General features: G+C 70.8%; 14 protein-coding genes. 7 read left to right on the plus strand and 7 right to left on the minus strand.

All coding sequences use genetic code 11. From position 1 onward, the window contains the following. Positions 1–37: 37 nt before the first annotated feature. Positions 38–619, minus strand: coding sequence for a GNAT family N-acetyltransferase (locus ABZZ79_RS19960; protein WP_356690478.1), 582 nt, complete (start codon positions 617–619; stop codon positions 38–40). Between the two features lie 281 nt (positions 620–900). On the opposite strand from ABZZ79_RS19960, the gene secA reads away from it, so the two are divergent. Further along, the gene (gene secA, locus ABZZ79_RS19965; protein ID WP_356690480.1) at positions 901–3,723 is read left to right on the plus strand and encodes a preprotein translocase subunit SecA; all 2,823 of its coding nucleotides are present in this window, start codon (positions 901–903) and stop codon (positions 3,721–3,723) included. Positions 3,724–3,884: 161 nt separating this feature from the next. Here secA and ABZZ79_RS19970 read toward each other — a convergent pair whose 3' ends face one another. After that, complete coding sequence (locus tag ABZZ79_RS19970; protein ID WP_356690482.1) at positions 3,885–4,679, minus strand: Rv3235 family protein; 795 nt, start codon at positions 4,677–4,679, stop codon at positions 3,885–3,887. Positions 4,680–4,999: 320 nt separating this feature from the next. On the opposite strand from ABZZ79_RS19970, the gene ABZZ79_RS19975 reads away from it, so the two are divergent. Beyond that, positions 5,000–5,515, plus strand: coding sequence for a hypothetical protein (locus ABZZ79_RS19975; RefSeq protein WP_356690484.1), 516 nt, complete (start codon positions 5,000–5,002; stop codon positions 5,513–5,515). Between the two features lie 231 nt (positions 5,516–5,746). After that, the gene (locus tag ABZZ79_RS19980; protein WP_356690486.1) at positions 5,747–6,412 is read left to right on the plus strand and encodes an HAD hydrolase-like protein; all 666 of its coding nucleotides are present in this window, start codon (positions 5,747–5,749) and stop codon (positions 6,410–6,412) included. Between the two features lie 158 nt (positions 6,413–6,570). On the opposite strand, the gene ABZZ79_RS19985 is transcribed toward ABZZ79_RS19980, so the two are convergent. Then, complete coding sequence (locus ABZZ79_RS19985; protein ID WP_356690488.1) at positions 6,571–7,137, minus strand: DJ-1/PfpI family protein; 567 nt, start codon at positions 7,135–7,137, stop codon at positions 6,571–6,573. A 688-nt stretch (positions 7,138–7,825) separates the two neighbouring features. Here ABZZ79_RS19985 and ABZZ79_RS19990 point away from each other — a divergent pair. Further along, positions 7,826–12,760, plus strand: a complete 4,935-nt coding sequence (locus ABZZ79_RS19990; protein ID WP_356690490.1) for an NAD-glutamate dehydrogenase — start codon at positions 7,826–7,828, stop codon at positions 12,758–12,760. Positions 12,761–12,826: 66 nt separating this feature from the next. Here ABZZ79_RS19990 and ABZZ79_RS19995 read toward each other — a convergent pair whose 3' ends face one another. Both ABZZ79_RS19995 and ABZZ79_RS20000 read right to left on the minus strand, forming a co-directional pair. Further along, positions 12,827–13,678: an ABC transporter ATP-binding protein gene (locus tag ABZZ79_RS19995; RefSeq protein ID WP_356690492.1), complete on the minus strand. Its 852-nt coding sequence runs from the start codon at positions 13,676–13,678 to the stop codon at positions 12,827–12,829. Beyond that, complete coding sequence (locus tag ABZZ79_RS20000) at positions 13,671–14,588, minus strand: ABC transporter permease (RefSeq protein WP_356690494.1); 918 nt, start codon at positions 14,586–14,588, stop codon at positions 13,671–13,673. The genes ABZZ79_RS19995 and ABZZ79_RS20000 overlap by 8 nt, the downstream gene beginning before the upstream one ends. Before the next feature lie 233 nt (positions 14,589–14,821). Here ABZZ79_RS20000 and ABZZ79_RS20005 point away from each other — a divergent pair, with 233 nt between their 5' ends. Further along, positions 14,822–15,445, plus strand: a complete 624-nt coding sequence (locus ABZZ79_RS20005; protein ID WP_356690496.1) for a TetR/AcrR family transcriptional regulator — start codon at positions 14,822–14,824, stop codon at positions 15,443–15,445. 614 nt (positions 15,446–16,059) lie between these two features. On the opposite strand, the gene galE is transcribed toward ABZZ79_RS20005, so the two are convergent. Then, positions 16,060–17,040, minus strand: a complete 981-nt coding sequence (gene galE, locus ABZZ79_RS20010; RefSeq protein ID WP_356690498.1) for a UDP-glucose 4-epimerase GalE — start codon at positions 17,038–17,040, stop codon at positions 16,060–16,062. A gap of 267 nt (positions 17,041–17,307) precedes the next feature. Here galE and ABZZ79_RS20015 point away from each other — a divergent pair, with 267 nt between their 5' ends. After that, positions 17,308–17,496: a hypothetical protein gene (locus ABZZ79_RS20015; protein ID WP_356690500.1), complete on the plus strand. Its 189-nt coding sequence runs from the start codon at positions 17,308–17,310 to the stop codon at positions 17,494–17,496. Between the two features lie 425 nt (positions 17,497–17,921). Here the strand turns inward: ABZZ79_RS20015 and ABZZ79_RS20020 are convergent, their stop codons facing one another. Then, positions 17,922–18,425, minus strand: coding sequence for a MarR family transcriptional regulator (locus ABZZ79_RS20020; protein ID WP_356690502.1), 504 nt, complete (start codon positions 18,423–18,425; stop codon positions 17,922–17,924). A 134-nt stretch (positions 18,426–18,559) separates the two neighbouring features. Here ABZZ79_RS20020 and ABZZ79_RS20025 point away from each other — a divergent pair, with 134 nt between their 5' ends. Next, positions 18,560–18,973, plus strand: coding sequence for an organic hydroperoxide resistance protein (locus tag ABZZ79_RS20025; RefSeq protein WP_356690504.1), 414 nt, complete (start codon positions 18,560–18,562; stop codon positions 18,971–18,973). Positions 18,974–18,975 lie beyond the last annotated feature (2 nt).

Here is an 18,975-nt window from a genome sequence, read left to right on the forward strand (position 1 = left end):
TAGGCGCTGCCACTGACAGTCGGGGACGGACCTGCGACTACGACCGGTGGACGGGCGCCGGAAGGTACGGCGCGGCCGAGGGCAGGCCCAGGTCCGACGGCAGGAGCGAACCCACCCAGCAGTCCCGGCGCACGCCCCTGTTGTTCACGGCGGAGCGGAGGGTGCCCTCGACGGTGAAACCGGAGCGTACGGCGACCGCGCGGGAGGCGTGGTTGCCCACCTCCGCGCGCCACTCGACGCGGTCGATCGACCGCTCGGTCAGGGCCCAGCGGCAGGCGGCCACGGTGGCCTCGGTGAGGTAGCCGTGGCCCCGGTGCTCCTTCGCCGCCCAGAAGCCGACCTCCGCCGTCGCCAGCGAGCGCATGGTGAGACCGAGCATGCCCGCCAGCGCTCCGGAGGCGAGGAAGACACCGAAGGTGAACATCGAGTCGTGCGCCCAGCCGTCGGGCACGACCTGCTCGGTGAAGGAACGCGCGTGTTCCGGCAGATAGGGGGAGGGGAACTGCGAGATCCACCGCTGGATGTCGGGGTCCTGCGCGGCGGCGTGGACCGCGTCGGTGTCCTGCGGGCCCACCATGCGCAGCAGCAGCCGCTCGGTGGTGAGAATGACGGGTTCCATCGCCAGATTCTGCTATCGCGCGGGCCGGACCGCCATCTCTTTGCCGTGCGTGAGCGCGTGATCACAATTCGCGCAATTCGTCGGAGCGATCCGGCACCATCCCGCCGCCCCGTCCGTTGTCCCGTGTGAAGGAGAATTCAGGAGCACACCGGAAGCAATGGGCAGCCCGGTCACGGCAGGCCTCCCGGCCCAGCCGGGTCCTCGCATACGATGGCCGTTGCTCAGTCAGTCAAATGGAAAACCGACCGTCCCAGGCCCGACCGGCAAGGAGACCAACCCCCGTGTCCGTCCTCTCGAAGATCATGCGTGCAGGCGAAGGCAAGATCCTGCGCAAGCTGCACCGCATCGCGGACCAGGTCAACTCCATCGAAGAGGACTTCGTCGACCTCTCCGACGCCGAGCTGCGGGCCCTCACCGATGAGTACAAGCAGCGCTACGCCGACGGTGAGAGCCTGGACGATCTGCTTCCCGAGGCGTTCGCCACCGTCCGCGAGGCCGCCAAGCGCGTCCTCGGCCAGCGTCATTACGACGTGCAGTTGATGGGCGGCGCCGCCCTGCACCTCGGCTATGTCGCGGAGATGAAGACCGGTGAGGGCAAGACCCTGGTCGGCACCCTGCCCACGTATCTGAACGCCCTCTCCGGAGAAGGCGTCCACCTCATCACGGTCAACGACTACCTGGCCGAGCGCGACTCCGAGATGATGGGCCGCGTCCACAGGTTCCTGGGCCTGAGCGTCGGCTGCATCCTCGCCAACATGACGCCCGCCCAGCGCCGCGAGCAGTACGCGTGCGACATCACCTACGGCACGAACAACGAGTTCGGCTTCGACTACCTGCGCGACAACATGGCGTGGTCCAAGGACGAACTCGTCCAGCGCGGCCACAACTTCGCCGTGGTCGACGAGGTCGACTCCATCCTCATCGACGAGGCCCGTACGCCGCTGATCATCTCCGGCCCGGCCGACCAGGCCACGAAGTGGTACGGCGACTTCTCCAAGCTGGTCACCCGCCTCAAGCGCGGTGAGGCCGGCCAGCCGCTGAAGGGCATCGAGGAGTCCGGCGACTACGACGTCGACGAGAAGAAGCGCACGGTCGCCATCCACGAGGCCGGTGTCGCCAAGGTCGAGGACTGGCTGGGCATCGACAACCTCTACGAGTCGGTGAACACCCCGCTCGTCGGCTACCTGAACAACGCCATCAAGGCCAAGGAACTCTTCAAGAAGGACAAGGACTACGTCGTCATCGACGGCGAAGTCATGATCGTCGACGAGCACACCGGCCGTATCCTCGCCGGCCGCCGCTACAACGAGGGCATGCACCAGGCGATCGAGGCCAAGGAAGCGGTGGCGATCAAGGACGAGAATCAGACGCTCGCCACGATCACCCTCCAGAACTTCTTCCGCCTCTACGGCAAGCTCTCCGGCATGACCGGTACGGCGATGACCGAGGCCGCCGAGTTCCACCAGATCTACAAGCTCGGCGTGGTCCCGATCCCGACGAACAAGCCGATGGTCCGCAAGGACCAGTCGGACCTGATCTACCGGACCGAGGTCGCCAAGTTCGAGGCGGTCGTCGACGACATCGTCGAGAAGCACGAGAAGGGCCAGCCGATCCTCGTCGGCACCACCTCGGTCGAGAAGTCCGAGTACCTCTCGCAGCAGCTCAGCAAGCGCGGCGTCCAGCACGAGGTGCTCAACGCCAAGCAGCACGACCGTGAGGCGACGATCGTCGCCCAGGCCGGCCGCAAGGGCGCCGTCACGGTCGCCACGAACATGGCCGGCCGTGGTACCGACATCAAGCTCGGCGGCAACCCCGAGGACCTCGCCGACGCGGAGCTGCGTCAGCGCGGCCTCGACCCCGAGGAGCACATCGAGGAGTGGGCCCAGGCCCTGCCCGCCGCCCTGGAGCGGGCCGAGCTGGCGGTCAAGGCCGAGAAGGACGAGGTCGAGTCCCTCGGCGGCCTGTACGTCCTCGGCACCGAGCGGCACGAGTCGCGGCGCATCGACAACCAGCTGCGCGGTCGTTCCGGCCGTCAGGGCGACCCGGGCGAGTCCCGCTTCTACCTGTCGCTGGGCGACGACCTGATGCGGCTGTTCAAGGCGCAGATGGTCGAGCGCGTGATGTCCATGGCCAACGTGCCGGACGACGTGCCGATCGAGAACAAGATGGTCACGCGCGCGATCGCCTCCGCCCAGTCGCAGGTCGAGACGCAGAACTTCGAGACCCGTAAGAACGTTCTGAAGTACGACGAGGTCCTCAACCGCCAGCGCGAGGTCATCTACGGCGAGCGCCGCCGCGTTCTGGAGGGCGAGGACCTGCACGAGCAGGTGCAGCACTTCATGGACGACACCATCGACGCCTACGTCGGCGCCGAGACGGCCGAGGGCTTCGCCGAGGACTGGGACCTGGACCGGCTGTGGGGCGCCTTCAAGCAGCTCTACCCGGTGAAGATCACCGTCGAGGAGCTGGAGGAGGCGGCCGGCGACCGTGCCGGGCTGACCGCCGACTTCATCGCCGAGTCCATCAAGGACGATATTCACGAGCAGTACGAGTCGCGTGAGACGCAGCTCGGCTCGGAGATCATGCGTGAGCTGGAGCGCCGGGTCGTGCTGTCGGTCCTGGACCGCAAGTGGCGCGAGCACCTCTACGAGATGGACTACCTCCAGGAGGGCATCGGCCTGCGCGCGATGGCGCAGAAGGACCCGCTGGTGGAGTACCAGCGCGAGGGCTTCGACATGTTCACCGCCATGATGGAGGGCATCAAGGAGGAGTCCGTCGGCTACCTGTTCAACCTGGAGGTCCAGGTCGAGCAGCAGGTCGAGGAGGTCCCGGTCGAGGAGGCCAAGCCGGTCGCCGACCTGGAGAAGCAGGACTCCGTGCCGGCGCAGGCGGGCGCCCGTCCCGAGATCCGCGCCAAGGGCCTGGACGCCCCGCAGCGGCGCAACCTCCACTTCTCCGCGCCGACGGTCGACGGCGAGGGCGGCACCATCGAGGGCGACTTCACCGAGGACGGCGAGCCGGTGCGCTCCGAGGCCGACGGCCTCACGCGTGCTGAGCGGCGCAAGCAGGCGCGGGGCACCGCGGGCCGCCGCCGCAAGAAGTGACACCGGGCGGGGCCTCGTAGCTCCGCCGGGTCCGAAGGGCCGGTCTTCCTGGGGAAGGCCGGCCCTTCGGCGTGTGCGGGCGCTTCGGGCCGCGGACGGGCGGCTTCGGCGTCGTGCCGATGCTTCACGCGGTCGGCTGCCCTCCCGCGTGGGTCGGTGCGTCAGCGGGCGCTCGGGCCTGCGCCGGCCCTGCGGCCCAGTTCCACGGCTGTGCAGCGCCAGCGCCGGTCCTGGCCCAGTTCCAGGCGGAAGGCCATGGCACGCAGCTGCTCGCCCGCCGCGATCCGGGCGAAGGCCTCGACGGCGCCGTCGCGGGGCACGTAGTAGCCGATGTCGCGTACGACGGGCCGGGCGCCTCGGGTGCGCAGCGGACCGCGTTCGGCGAGCCGTGCCAGCTCGTCGTAGGCCTGGCCGGCGGTGTGGCGCAGCATCCAGTGGACCGGACGCTGGCCGCTGAGCACGAGGAGCAGCCGGTCGGCGAAGAGATCGGTGGGACGGGGCTGCGGGACCGGACGGTGAGGGTCGGCGGCCTGGGCCGGGACGGTCGGCGGGCGGTGGGGCGTCGTCCGCGCGGGGAGCGCCGTTCCGCCGGTGCGTGCGGACTGGCGGCCGGCCGTGGGCGTCTTCGGCTCGGAGCTCAGCGGGCCTGGGAGGGCGCGGGGCGAGCCGCCGGGTCCATCGGGTCGGGCGCCGGGCGGGCGGGCGGCGGAGGGCGCGCTGGGGGCCGGGGCGAGGGTGCCGGGAGAACCCTGCGGGGCGACGGTGCCCGCTCGGGGTGCGGGGCCGCCGGGGCGGCGTGGGTCGCGTCGGGTCGGCGGCCGGGTGCCCGGGCGGGCGGGAGTGTGGGCGGGGCGGGCCGAGGCGGCGGTGGAACGTGGGGCGAGGCGCTGCCGGCTGGTCCTGGTCATGACCTTGTCCATGACGCGCAGGCCGGCGGTTGCGGCGGTGATGTCCATGCGGTCCCCGTTCGACTGGCCCGGCCGTACCGGGCAGTAACTTTGCGGTGGGGATCTTGTACGGGGTGGGAGGCCGGGGCTGCAAGGACCTCCGCGGCGTGTGGCCGGGCCACGGAAGGTTCACCTATCAGGGTGGTGAGGGGGTGCCCGGGCCCGTGCCGAGGGGGGCGGGCCGGGTGAATTCCGGGACCGGGGTGGACGTCCGCGGGGCCGGGTACGGGGACTCGAAAGGGGACACCGGACCGTATCCTGAAGGCCCATTGGGGAACCCGAAGCCCTCTGGGTCCGAGTCAGTCCTCCGACACGAAAGCGGCCTGCTGATGCGCGTCTACGTCCCCCTGACCCTCTCCGGTCTCGCCGAGGCGTACAAGACGGGTGAGCTGGCAGCCGAGCCGTTCGTCGCGTACGCCGTCACCCCCGCACTGCGCGAGTGGTACCTCTCCGACGACATCGAGGAGCTGGAGTACGCCGCCCTGAACCGTGCCGCGCTGGCCTCGCTGCGGCTGCTCGCCGCGGAGCCCGGTGCCGTGCGGCGGCGGGTCGTGGTGGCCGTCGACGTGCCCGACGGCTCCGCCGCGGCCGACCCCGACCGTGGGCTCGACCCGGCCGCGCTCGGCGAGGTCCGGGTCGGTGCGGCCGTAGCGCTGGCCAAGGCGGCCTCGGTGCATGTCGACTCCGACGACGCGGAGGAGGACCTGACCGCGGCGGTGCAGGCGCTCGCGGCGGCGGACGACGGGGACGACGACGCGCAGTTCGTCGTGGACGGCGCCGAGGACCACGAGCTGCTGTGGTTCGCCACGCAGGAGATCCCGAACCTGGTGGGTCAGGGCGGCTGACCCTGTCCTGGCGGGCATCCGGCCGCCGGAGTCCTCGAAAAGTCCCCCGGAGCGCCTGAACCGGTCCCGCCGGGCAGTCGTCCGCTCCCCGGAGCGCCTGAACCGGATTCGCCGGGCAGTCGTCCCTCCCCGGAGTCCCTGAACCCGTCCCGCCGGGCAGCCGTCCGCCCGTCCGCACGCCGTTGACCTGCGGTTCTCCTGATTGTCAGTGGGGGCGGGTAAGTTTTCGGCATGGGGATGCACACCGCGGCGCACATCGTGTGGGACTGGAACGGGACCCTTTTTCACGACAACGACGCCATCATCGGGGCGACCAACGCGGCGTTCGCCGAGCTGGGTCTGGAGCCGATCACGCTGGAGCGGTACCGGGCGCTGTACTGCGTGCCGGTGCCGAAGTTCTACGAGCGGCTGATGGGACGCCTGCCCACCGATGCGGAGTGGCAGGTCATGGACGACACCTTCCATCGGTACTACACCCAGCACCGCATACGCTGCGGGCTGACCGAGGGTGTGACCGAGCTGCTGACGCACTGGCGGGCGGCCGGGCGCAGTCAGTCGATCCTCAGCATGTACGGGCACGAGGAGCTCGTGCCGCTGGTGCGGGGGTTCGGGATCGAGGAGCACTTCATACGCGTCGACGGGCGTACGGGACCGTCCGGGGGCAGCAAGGCCGAGCACATGGTGCGGCATCTGCGGTCGCTGCCCTACGTGGACGCCGAGCGGACCGTGGTGATCGGGGACGCCGCCGACGACGCGGTGGCCGCTCTGCATGTGGGGGCGCGGGCCGTCCTCTACACCGGGGGGTCGCACGGCCGGGCCAGCCTGGAGACCGTGGGCGTGCCGGTCGTGGACACGCTGGCGGAGGCCGTGGCCGAGGCGGAGCGGCTCGGAGCGTAGAGCGGCCGGAGGCCGTGAAGGGTGAAAGGCGGGTGCGGGGCGCCGCCCGGCACCCCGCACCCCAGCCGGACGGAAGGCTCAGCGGCCGGCGGCCGAGCGGAAGGCTCAGCCGGCCGGCGGTCGAGCGGAAGAAGGCTCAGCCGGCCGGCGGCCGGGGCTCAGGTGACCGGCGCCTTCGCCCTCAGCACGGTCAGGAACTCCCTCATCCACGCCGAGTGGTCCGGCCACGCCCGGGAGGAGACGAGGGTGCCGTCGACGACCGCCTCGGAATCGGCGAACGTGGCGCCGGCGGCCTGCATGTCGAGTTCGAGGGCGGGATAGGCGGTGACGCGGCGGCCGCGCAGGCCGTCCACGGCGGCGGTGAGGAGGGGGCCGTGGCAGATCTGGGCGACGGGCTTGTCCGCGTCGAAGAAGGACTTGAGGATCTTGCGCAGCTCGGGGTCGTTGCGCAGGTACTCGGGCGCACGGCCGCCGGGGACGACCACGGCCACGTACTCGCCCGGCTCGACCTCGGAGAAGGCCAGGTCGGCCGGCCAGGTGTAGCCGGGCTTCTCGGTGTAGGTGTCGAAGCCGTCCTCGAAGTCATGGACGACGAACTGCAGCTTCTTGCGGGTGGGGGCGGCGATCTGGACCTCGTAGCCCTCCTCGCGGAGGCGTTGGTAGGGGTAGAGGACTTCCAGAGACTCCGCCGCGTCTCCGGTGACGATGAGGATTTTCGCTGTCATGGCCGTGCGCTCCCCTCAGGACCGTGGCTTCATGGGGCAACCTGCCGCCTCGGCGCCGCCTTGCCAAGAGGCGCGCTCGGTTTCAGCCTGCGCGCCCCCGGCGCAACCGTCGACTTTTCCGGCCATGCGTCACGGCCGACTGCACGCGGCGGCTCCCGTCGCCTCCCGCACCGCCCACGAACCGACTCGCCCGCCGTGCACCCCGCCCCCGGCCGACCCTCAGGACCTCACGTCGGCCGTCCGTCCCTGTGCAGAACGTCAAAGTTCGCCCCCCAGTTTTGTACACATACGGCTCATGACGTGCCCCCCGGAAGGAGCGATAGCCTTGGTGGCGTGATCAGCGCGATATCTCGCGGGGGCGCCGACGCCCCTGCCCTGCGCCCGGAGAGCACGGAGGACATCCGTGACCGGGCGGCGGTCGCTGGTCTTCGCGGGCGGGTCGGGGTCATGACAGACCCCACGACGCCGAGCACACAACCGAGCCCCCACCGGATCCGGACAGCGCCCACTTCGGCGCCCCGTCCCTCGGCGGCATCGGAATCGGCCGACAACCGACCGTGCTTCTCCCTCTGCGGCACAGCGACGGCACAGACCGGACACCCCGCGTCGCGGCGGCGCCGGGCCGGACGGGGAGAGACCGTACATCCTTCAACGTCACGCAACGGCGCGCGACAGGAGTCAGAGGACAATGCAGACCAAGCTGGACGAAGCCAAGGCCGAGCTGCTCGAACGGGCCGCCCGGGTAGCTGAGAACAGCCCGGTCGGGGGGCACCTACCGACTGGGACGACGGAACACGGCACCCCCGACCGGGCCGCCGTGCTCGCGTTCCTCCAGCGCTACTACCTGCACACCGCCCCGGAGGACCTGTCCGGCCGCGACCCGGCCGACGTCTTCGGAGCCGCCTACTCGCACTACCGCCTGGCCGAGAACCGCCCCCAGGGCACGGCCAGCGTGCGGGTGCACACCCCCACGGTCGAAGAGAGCTCGTGGGCGAGCAGCCACTCGGTCGTCGAGGTCGTCACCGACGACATGCCGTTCCTGGTCGACTCCGTCACCAACGAGCTGACCCGCCAGGGCCGCGGCATCCATGTCGTGATCCACCCGCAGGTCGTCGTACGACGCGATCTGACCGGCAGGCTCATCGAGCTCCTCAGCACGCCGCACACCGGCGAGCTGCCGCACGACGCGCACGTCGAGTCCTGGATCCACGTCGAGATCGACCGTGAGACCGACCGCGCCGACCTCAAGCAGATCACCGTCGATCTGCTGCGCGTCCTGTCCGACGTCCGTGAGGCCGTCGAGGACTGGGAGAAGATGCGCGACGCGGCGCTCAGGATCGCCGAGGACCTGCCGCGGGAGCCCGTCGCCGACGACCTGCGCAACCAGGACGTCGAGGAGGCCCGCGAGCTGCTGCGCTGGCTGTCCGCCGACCACTTCACCTTCCTCGGCTACCGCGAGTACCAGCTGCGCGACGACGACTCCCTGGCCGCCGTGCCCGGCACCGGCCTCGGCATCCTGCGCTCCGACCCGCACCACGCCGGGGACGAGAGCCACCCGGTCAGCCCGTCCTTCGAGCGGCTGCCCGCCGACGCCCGCGCCAAGGCCCGTGAGCACAAGCTCCTCGTCCTCACCAAGGCCAACAGCCGCGCCACCGTCCACCGCCCGTCGTACCTCGACTACGTCGGCGTGAAGAAGTTCGACGAGAACGGCGAGGTCGTCGGCGAGCGCCGCTTCCTGGGCCTGTTCTCCTCGGCCGCGTACACCGAGTCTGTGCTGCGTGTGCCGGTCGTCCGCCGCAAGGTCGACGAGGTCCTCCGGGGCGCCGGCTTCTCGCCCGCCAGTCACGACGGCCGCGACCTGCTGCAGATCCTGGAGACCTACCCGCGCGACGAGCTGTTCCAGACGCCCGCCGACGAACTCCGGACGATCGCCACCTCCGTCCTCTACCTCCAGGAGCGGCGCCGGCTGCGCCTGTACCTGCGCCAGGACGAGTACGGCCGCTACTACTCCGCGCTGGTCTACCTCCCGCGTGACCGCTACACCACCGGCGTGCGCCTGCGGATCATCGACATCCTCAAGGAGGAGCTCGGCGGCGTCAGCGTCGACTTCACCGCCTGGAACACCGAGTCGATCCTGTCCCGGCTGCACTTCGTGGTCCGTGTCCCGCCGGGCACCGAGCTGCCGGAGCTGTCCGACCTCGACAAGGAGCGCATCGAGGCCCGCCTGGTCGAGGCCGCCCGCTCCTGGGCCGACGGCTTCGCCGACGCGCTCAACGCCGAGCTCGGCGAGGAGCGCGCCGCGGAACTGCTGCGCCGCTATGGCAACGCCTTCCCCGAGGGCTACAAGGCCGACCACAGCCCGCGCGCCGCGGTCGCCGACCTCGTCCACCTGGAGCGGCTCGACGAGCACAAGGACTTCGCGCTCAGCCTGTACGAGCCGATGGGCGCCGCCCCCGACGAGCGCCGCTTCAAGATCTACCGCAAGGGCCAGGCCGTCTCCCTGTCCGCCGTCCTGCCGGTTCTCAACCGGCTCGGCGTCGAGGTGATCGACGAGCGCCCCTACGAGCTGCGCTGCGCCGACCGCAGCGTCGCCTGGATCTACGACTTCGGCATGCGCGTGCCCAAGACGCAGAGCGGCGGCAACGGCGACTACCTCGCCGACGACGCCCGCGAGCGGTTCCAGGAGGCCTTCGCCGCCACCTGGACCGGCAAGGCGGAGAACGACGGCTTCAACTCCCTCGTGCTGAGCGCCGGGCTGAACTGGCGGCAGGCGACGGTGCTGCGCGCGTACGCCAAGTACCTGCGCCAGGCCGGCTCCACCTTCAGCCAGGACTACATGGAGGACACCCTCCGCAACAACGTCCACACCACCCGGCTGCTGGTGTCGCTGTTCGAGGCGCGGATGTCGCCCGACCGGCAGCGCGCGGGCCACGAGCTGGTCGACGCCCTCCTGGAGGAGCTGGACGCCGCGCTCGACCAGGTCGCCTCGCTCGACGAGGACCGCATCCTGCGCTCCTTCCTGACCGTGATCAAGGCGACGCTGCGCACCAACTTCTTCCAGGAGTCGACGGGCGGCCAGTGGCACGACTACGTGTCCATGAAGTTCGACCCGCGGGCCATCCCGGACCTGCCCGCGCCGCGCCCGGCGTACGAGATCTGGGTCTACTCGCCGCGGGTGGAGGGCGTGCACCTGCGGTTCGGCAAGGTCGCGCGCGGTGGTCTGCGCTGGTCCGACCGGCGTGAGGACTTCCGTACCGAGATCCTCGGCCTGGTCAAGGCACAGATGGTGAAGAACACCGTCATCGTGCCGGTCGGCGCCAAGGGCGGCTTCGTCGCCAAGCAGCTGCCGGACCCGAGCGTGGACCGGGACGCGTGGCTGGCCGAGGGCATCGCCAGCTACAAGACCTTCATCTCCGCCCTGCTCGACATCACCGACAACATGGTGGCCGGCGAGGTCGTGCCCCCGGCGGACGTGGTCCGCCACGACGAGGACGACACCTATCTCGTCGTCGCCGCCGACAAGGGCACCGCGACCTTCTCCGACATCGCCAACGGGGTCGCCGAGCAGTACAACTTCTGGCTCGGCGACGCCTTCGCCTCCGGCGGCTCGGCCGGCTACGACCACAAGGGCATGGGCATCACCGCCCGTGGCGCCTGGGAGTCCGTCAAGCGGCACTTCCGCGAGCTGGGCGTGGACACGCAGAGCGAGGACTTCACGGTCGTCGGCATCGGCGACATGTCCGGTGACGTGTTCGGCAACGGCATGCTGCTCAGCGAGCACATCCGCCTGGTCGCGGCCTTCGACCACCGGCACATCTTCATCGACCCCCGCCCGGACGCGGCCGCCTCCTACGCCGAGCGCCGCCGTCTGTTCGAGCTGCCGCGCTCCAGCTGGGCCGACTACAACACCGAGCTGATCTCCGCGGGCGGCGGCGTGTACCCGCGCACGGCCAAGGCGATCCAGCTCAACAGCCACATCCGCGAGGCCCTCGGCATCGAGGAGAAGATCTCCAAGATGACGCCGGCCGACCTGATGAAGGCGATCCTGCAGTCGTCGGTCGACCTGTTGTGGAACGGCGGCATCGGCACCTACGTCAAGTCGTCGCAGGAGTCGAACGCCGACGTCGGCGACAAGGCCAACGACGCCATCCGCGTCGACGGCAGCGACCTGCGCGTCAAGGTCGTCGGCGAGGGCGGCAACCTGGGCCTGACCCAGCTCGGCCGGATCGAGTTCGCGCTGCACGGCGGGCGGATCAACACCGACGCCATCGACAACAGCGCGGGCGTGGACACCTCCGACCACGAGGTGAACATCAAGATCCTGCTCAACGGCCTGGTCAACGAGGGCGACATGACCGTCAAGCAGCGCAACAAGCTGCTCGCCGAGATGACCGACGAGGTCGGCCGTCTGGTGCTGCGCAACAACTACGCGCAGAACACGGCGATCGCCAACGCCCTCGCCCAGTCCAAGGACATGCTCCACGCCCAGCAGCGCTTCATGCGCCACCTGGTCCGCGAGGGCCACCTCGACCGGGCGCTGGAGTTCCTGCCGACCGACCGCCAGATCCGTGAGCGCCTGACCTCCGGCCAGGGCCTGACCGGCCCGGAGACCGCGGTCCTCCTGGCGTACACGAAGATCACGGTCGCCGAGGACCTGCTGGCCACCTCGCTGCCGGACGACCCCTATCTGCGCAGCCTGCTGGACGCCTACTTCCCGACGGCGCTGCGCGCGGAGTTCGCCGCGCACATCGACAACCACCCGCTGCGCCGCGAGATCACCACGACCGTCCTGGTCAACGACACGGTCAACACCGGCGGTACGACGTATCTGCACCGTATGCGCGAGGAGACCGGGGCGTCGCTGGAGGAGATCGTGCGGGCGCAGACCGCCGCGCGCGTGATCTTCCGTTCGGCGGAGGTGTGGGACGGCGTCGAGACCCTCGACAACCAGGTCGAGGCGGACGTGCAGACCCGCATCCGGCTGCACTCGCGCCGCCTCGTCGAGCGCGGCACGCGCTGGCTGCTCAACAACCGGCCGCAGCCGCTGGAGCTCGCCGAGACGGTCTCCTTCTTCGCCGACCGGGTGGAGCAGGTGTGGCAGCAGATGCCGAAGCTCATCAAGGGCACGGACCTCGAGTGGTGGCAGAAGATCTACGACGAGCTGACCGCCGCCGGTGTGCCGGACGTGCTGGCCACCCGGGTGGCCGGGTTCTCCTCGGCCTTCCCGGCGCTGGACATCGTCTCGGTGGCCGACCGTACGGGCCAGGAGGCGCTGGACGTCGCCGAGGTCTACTACGACGTCGCCGACCGGCTCGGCATCACCCAGCTCATGGACCGCATCATCGAGCTGCCCCGTGAGGACCGCTGGCAGTCCATGGCACGCGCCGCCATCCGCGAGGACCTGTACGCCGCCCACGCGGCCGTCACCTCCGATGTCCTGGCGGTGGGCAACGGCGCCTCGACGCCGGCGGAGCGCTTCGAGCTGTGGGAGCAGAAGAACCAGGCGATCCTCGGCCGCGCCCGCACCACGCTGGAGGAGATCCAGGGCTCGGACGCGTTCGACCTGGCCAACCTGTCGGTGGCGATGCGCACGATGAGGACGCTGCTGCGCACGCACTCGTGACGGCATGAAAAGGGGAGGCGCCCCGGGCTCTGTGGCCTCGGGGCGCCTCCCCTTTGTGCCGTTCGCTCAGGCGGGCACGGACGCCGTGGGCGCGGGCTTCGGCTGCGGCTTGGCCCGGGGCTTGCCGTCGCCGGTGAACTTCTCGTACTCGCGCATGACCTCCTCCGTGGGCCCGTCCATGCGCAGTTCGCCGCGCTCCAGCCACAGCACGCGGTCGCAGGTGTCGCGGATCGACTTGTTGTTGTGGCTGACCAGGAACACCGTGCCCGCGGACTTCCGGAGCTCGCGGATGCGGGCCTCGGAGCGCTTCTGGAAGGAACGGTCGCCGGTCGCGAGGGCCTCGTCGATCAGCAGCACGTCGTGGTCCTTGGCGGCGGCGATGGAGAACCGCAGCCGGGCCGCCATGCCCGAGGAGTACGTCCGCATGGGCAGGGTGATGAAGTCGCCCTTCTCGTTGATGCCGGAGAAGTCGACGATCTCCTGGTAGCGCTCCTTGACCTGCTCCCGGGTCATGCCCATGGCGAGGCCGCCGAGGTGGACGTTGCGCTCGCCGGTGAGGTCGTTCATCAGGGCCGCGTTGACGCCGAGCAGGGAGGGCTGGCCGCCGGTGTAGATCCGGCCGTTCTCCACGGGCAGCAGGCCGGCGACCGCCTTGAGCAGGGTCGACTTGCCGGAGCCGTTGGTGCCGATCAGGCCGATGGCCTCACCCTTGTACGCCACGAAGGACACGTTCTTCACCGCGTGCACCTTGCGCACGCCCGAGACCTTCTCGGTCTGCTTGCGGCGCAGGATCCGGTTGAGGGCGGCGGTGGCCGAACCGCGGCCGCCGCCGGTGCCGTTGACGCGGTAGACGATGTCGACGTGGTCGGCGACGACGGTGGGGACGCTCTCGGCGGTCCCGGGGGTGTGCTCAGCCACGGCCGTAGGTCTCCTCAGCCTTCCAGAAGTAGATGAAACCGCCGATGCCGGCGAGCAGGGCCCAGCCGGTGGCGAGCGCCCAGACGTGCGGCGGGAGCTGGCTCGCGTGGAAGCTGTCGATCAGGGCGAAGCGCATCAGGTCGATGTAGACGGCGGCCGGGTTCGCCTGGAGGACGGTGCCCACCCAGGACGGCAGATCGGTGTGGGTGCTCAGGATGTGGTCGATGCTGAACATCACGCCGGACGCGTACATCCACGTCCGCAGCACGAACGGCATCAGCTGCGCCAGGTCGGGTGTCTTGGCGCCGAGGCGGGCCAGGACCAGCGAGACACCGGCGTTGAAGACGAACTGCAGCACCAGCGCCGGGATCGCCAGCAGCCAGGACGCGGCCGGCGGCACGCCGAAGCCCAGCAGGATCACGGACAGCGCGGCCATCGAGAACAGCAGCTGCTGCAACTGCTGCAGGCAGAACGAGATCGGCAGCGCGGCCCGCGGGAAGTGCAGCGCCCTGACCAGGCCGAGGTTGCCGGAGATCGCGCGCGTGCCCGCCAGGATCGAGCTCTGCGTGAACGTCCAGATGAACACGCCCGTCACCAGGAACGGCACATAGTCCGGGACCCCGCGCTTGGTCTGCAGCAGTACGCCGAAGATCAGGTAGTACACCGCCGCGTTCAGCAGCGGCGTCATCACCTGCCACAGCTGCCCGAGCTTGGCCTGGCTGTACTGCGATGTGAGCTTGGCCGTGGAGAACGCCGCGATGAAGTGGCGCCGGGCCCACAACTGGCGGATGCAGTCGGGCAGCGAGGCACGGGCGCCGCTGACCGTCAGCCCGTGGCGCGCGGCCAGCGCGGCGAGATCGCCGTCGGCCGGCGGCGCCGTGGGGGGCGGTGCGTGAAGGACCTGGCTCACATCGGCTGCTTTCGCTCGGGGGGAGGCGGTGCGGCGGGTCCTTACCCCTCTCTTACGTGCGTCGGGACGGGACCGTATCGTCGCAACGCGAGCGTAGGCCGATTTGGCGTCGGGACGCAACCGTATCGTCGTGACGCGGTCGACGCGGGGACGCAACCGTTTCGTCGCTACGGTCCCGGGACCTGCCAACGTCGGAACGCAACCGTTTCGTCGCAACGCCCTATGCTGTCCGCATGACCAACGCCGACGGATCCCAGCCGAGCCCCCGCCGCCGGTCACCCGCGGGTGCCGCCGTCCTGCGGGAGGACGTCACGGAGGCGATCCGCGCGGCTGTTTTCGAGGAGCTCGCGGCGGTCGGCTACGCGCGGATGTCGATCGAGGGGATCGCGCGCCGGGCCGGGGTCGGCAAGACGGCGGTGTACCGGCGGTGGCGTTCCAAGCTGCATCTGGTGCTCGACATCGTGTCGGCCATTGCCGTGCAGGGGCTGCCGGCGCCGGACACGGGCACGTTGGAGGGGGACCTGCGTGTGCTGTACGAGGTGACCTCGCGGGCGCTGCGGCACCCGGTCGCCTCGCAGATCATTCCCGATCTCCAGGCCGAGGCCGCCCGTAATCCCGAGATCGCCGAGCTGATGCAGAAGGCGTTGCGGGAGGGGCAGGAGGGGGTTGCCACGAAGATTGTGGCGGCGGCGGAGCGGCGGGGGGAGATCCGCCTCGGGGTCGACGACGAGATCGCCCTCGACCTCATCTCCGGGCCCCTGTACTGGCGCTCGGTCGTCATCCGCCACCCCAAGCTGCCCAAGGGGTATCTGGCGTCCCTGGCCCGGGCCACGACGGGTGCGCTGAAGGCGTTGTAACGGGGTTCGGCGGCCCCGCTCAGCCTGGACGCGCCTTGCCGGGCCCGGCGGGGGTGGCGGCCGAGGCCGGGGCGTTGCGCGACTCGACGCGACGTGGTGTGCGTGCCCGAGGCTGGGCGGGGTGCGCAGGTCCGCAGCGGCGGGCGGCGTCGGGAAGCCATGCATGGCGGGCAGGACCGTAAACCCGGGGCGTTGCGCAACTCGGCGCGACGAGGTGCCGCCGCGCCCACCCGTGCCGCCCTAGCGGCACGCCTGCCCGCGGCTGGGTGCGGGTGCGCGAGCCCGCGGCTGGGTGCGGTGCGCAGGCCCGTAGCGGTGACGAGTGGGTCCGCAGTGGTGACGGGAGCCGGCATCGGCGGGAAGCCGCGTACGGCGGGGTGTCGTGTACGGCGGGAAGCCGTGCACGGCGCGGCGGGAAGTCGCGTACGGCGGGGAGGGGGCGGGGCGGGGGGTGTCCGCCCGGAGCGGACGCCGCCAAACCCCTTCAGCCCCCGTAGGAGACCAGTTCGGCGGACCGAGGACGGATACCCCCCGGCGCGACCCCGCACCACCCACCCGCGCAGTGCGCTACAGCAACCCCCACCCAACCCGCGCAGGCCGCCGCAGGCGCCCGGCTAGACGCGGGCCGCCTCCGGGTGGAGGCGGACCCAGCCGTCCCAGGCCGAGGTGATCATGTCCTGCACGTCGTGCCGGGCCTTCCAGCCGAGTTCGGTGGTGATGCGGTCGGCGGAGGCGACGACACGGGCGGGGTCGCCCGGCCGGCGCGGGGTGGTGAGGGGCGGGCGGGCGTAGCCGGTGACGGCGTTGATGCGGTCGATCATCTCGCGGACGGAGACGCCCTCGCCGCGGCCGATGTTCAGCGTGAGCGCGCGGCCGGGCGAGGACGCGAGGGTACGGGCGGCGGCCACATGGGCCTCGGCGAGGTCGACGACGTGGATGTAGTCGCGCACGCACGTGCCGTCCGGTGTCGGATAGTCGTCGCCGAAGATCCGCGGAGCCGCGTCCGAGGTGAGCTTCTCGAAGACCATCGGGATCAGGTTGAACACCCCCGAGTCGGCCAGCTCGGGACTGGCCGCCCCCGCCACGTTGAAGTACCGCAGGCACGCGGTGGACAACCCGGTCGCCCGGCCGGTAGCCCGCACCAGCCACTCGCCCACGAGCTTGGTCTCGCCGTAGGGCGACATCGGCGCGCACGGGGTCTCCTCGGTCACGAGCTCGGCGCCCGGCATGCCGTACACCGCCGCCGAGGAGGAGAAGACGAAGGACGGCACGCCCGCCTCGGTCACCGCCTCCAGCAGGACGCGCAGACCCTCGACGTTCTCCCGGTAGTAGTGCAGCGGCCGGTCCATCGACTCGCCGACCTGCTTCTTCGCCGCGAGATGGAGGACTCCGGAGACCGGATGCCGGTTCAGCACCTCGCGGACGCGGGCCCCGTCCAGCGTGGAGCCCTCCACCAGCGTCACATCGTCCGGCACCCGCCCCGCCCGCCCCGTCGACAGGTCGTCGTACACCACGGCCCGCTCGCCCGCCTCGCGCAGCGCGCGGACGACGTGTGCCCCGATGTAGCCGGCCCCGCCGGTGATCAGCCAGGTCATGCGGACGTCCCCTCTTCGACGGTGCTTCCCCCGCCCCCAGTGAAGCAGGGACAGGACACCCAGGGCACAAGGAATGTCACGCACAGCAATCGAATGGATGCTTTGCGTGTCCACCCGAAGACGTAGGCGAAGCGGTCGGCATCGCCGTCGTGGCCCGCCGCAACCGCCGCAACGCCAGCACCGCGGCCGCCGCCGGCAGCCGTTGCGTACGAGCATCAGGGCGCAGCCGGTCCAGGCGGAGGCGACGACGCGATACAGGCGGGGTACGTGGACGTCAGGCGCACCGCCGACAGGCCGACCAGCCAGCCTGTGTACTGCGGGCTGATCACCCTCCAGCGCCGGGTCCGTAGCTGCCACACGGCCAGGAGGACGAGCGCCGCCACCGCCATGGCCAGGGGCACGGTGGCCACCGACGGGACGTACGGGCCGGTGAACTCCATCGCCCTGTACTGGTAGCGGACCCGCGCCGGGCCACCCCGCGCGGGTCGCCAGGGCCAGGACCGTGCCGCCGAAGGACTCGATCTGCACGCCCCGGCCGCCCTGCTGCCTGAGGAGGGCGAGCGGGTGCTCGAACATCAGCCCAAGGAGTACGAGCAGCCCCGCACCCGTGACGACGTCCGAAGCCCAGGCCGAGCGCGACCCCCGCCCTCTCGGCGTGCCCAGCAGCACCAGCACCAGCACCGTCGCTGGCGCGGCGGGCGGCGCTTGCCTGTCCGGCGGCGTTCCGCGGGACGGACGACGCGGCGCTTGCGGCGTCGGCGCGCGCGTCCGGGACGCTGTACGGCTCTGAGGTCGGCGAGCAGCCGAGCGACGCGACTCCACAAGCCGACGGTCAGCCGAAGGACGACACAGGCCACGCAAACCCCACCGGCGGGGTGACGCTACGGCTCTACGTGCGCGGATGACGCGCCGGCCAGCTCGTTCGCGGCCGCGGTGTCCAGCGCGCCGGTGAGCTGGTCGAGGCGGGCGCGCAGTGCGCCGATCTCCTCGGGGTCGAAGCCGGTCGCCTCGACGATCCGGCGCGGCACGGCGAGGGCCCGTTCGCGCAGGGCCTCGCCCTCGGCGGTCAGCCGGACCTCCACCGAGCGTTCGTCGCGCGCGCTGCGCTCGCGGTGGACCAGCCCGGCCGACTCCAGGCGCTTGAGCAGCGGGGAGAGGGTGCCGGAGTCCAGGCGCAGGTGTTCGCCGAGCTTCTTGACGGGCTGTTCGCCCCGCTCCCAGAGCACCAGCATCACCAGGTACTGGGGGTAGGTCAGGCCCAGGTCCTTGAGGATGACGCGGTAGACGCCGTTGAAGGCGCGCGAGGCGGCGTGCAGGGAGAAGCAGATCTGGCGGTCCAGGTGGAGCCAGTCCTCCTGGGTGGCGGCGGGCGGTGTCGGGGTCATGCCTCCAGGGTAGCTCTGGCTCCCCATTTAGTTGTGCACAACTTAATCGTGTGCTCTACTTATGGCCGTGAGGGCGGCCGGACACGGCCGCCGGACCGCGACTACGCCTGGTTCCCCGAGAGGAATGGTTTTCCATGGACGCGCTGTACACCGCTGTCGCCACCGCCACCCACGGCCGTGAGGGCCGCGCCGTCTCCTCCGACGGCAAGATCGACCTCGCGCTCGCCATGCCGGTGGAGCTCGGCGGCAACGGTCAGGGCACCAACCCCGAGCAGCTCTTCGCCGCCGGGTACGCCGCGTGCTTCGGCAGCGCCCTGGGCCTCGTCGGCCGCCAGGCCAAGATCGACGTGAGCGACGCCGCCGTCACCGCCGAGGTCGGCATCGGCAAGGAGGGCGAGGGCTTCGGCCTGGCCGTCACGCTCCGCGTCGAGCTGCCCGCGCACGTGGACGAGCCGACGGGCCGCAAGCTGATCGAGACGGCCCACCAGGTCTGCCCCTACTCCAACGCAACCCGCGGCAACATCGACGTCGACATCGTCGTCGAGTAGGC

Source organism: Streptomyces sp. NPDC006458, from assembly GCF_040612135.1.
GTDB lineage: Bacteria > Actinomycetota > Actinomycetes > Streptomycetales > Streptomycetaceae > Streptomyces.

What these genes read in the sequence shown, in the direction of transcription:
- ABZZ79_RS20025 (WP_356690504.1), top strand. Translation starts at nt 18,560, where the DNA reads ATGGACGCGCTGTACACCGCTGTCGCCACCGCCACCCACGGCCGTGAG.
- ABZZ79_RS19970 (WP_356690482.1), bottom strand. Translation starts at nt 4,679, where the DNA reads ATGGACATCACCGCCGCAACCGCCGGCCTGCGCGTCATGGACAAGGTC.
- ABZZ79_RS19980 (WP_356690486.1), top strand. Translation starts at nt 5,747, where the DNA reads ATGGGGATGCACACCGCGGCGCACATCGTGTGGGACTGGAACGGGACC.
- ABZZ79_RS19960 (WP_356690478.1), bottom strand. Translation starts at nt 619, where the DNA reads ATGGAACCCGTCATTCTCACCACCGAGCGGCTGCTGCTGCGCATGGTG.
- ABZZ79_RS20005 (WP_356690496.1), top strand. Translation starts at nt 14,822, where the DNA reads ATGACCAACGCCGACGGATCCCAGCCGAGCCCCCGCCGCCGGTCACCC.
- ABZZ79_RS19990 (WP_356690490.1), top strand. Translation starts at nt 7,826, where the DNA reads ATGCAGACCAAGCTGGACGAAGCCAAGGCCGAGCTGCTCGAACGGGCC.
- ABZZ79_RS20020 (WP_356690502.1), bottom strand. Translation starts at nt 18,425, where the DNA reads ATGACCCCGACACCGCCCGCCGCCACCCAGGAGGACTGGCTCCACCTG.
- ABZZ79_RS19975 (WP_356690484.1), top strand. Translation starts at nt 5,000, where the DNA reads ATGCGCGTCTACGTCCCCCTGACCCTCTCCGGTCTCGCCGAGGCGTAC.
- ABZZ79_RS19985 (WP_356690488.1), bottom strand. Translation starts at nt 7,137, where the DNA reads ATGACAGCGAAAATCCTCATCGTCACCGGAGACGCGGCGGAGTCTCTG.
- galE (WP_356690498.1), bottom strand. Translation starts at nt 17,040, where the DNA reads ATGACCTGGCTGATCACCGGCGGGGCCGGCTACATCGGGGCACACGTC.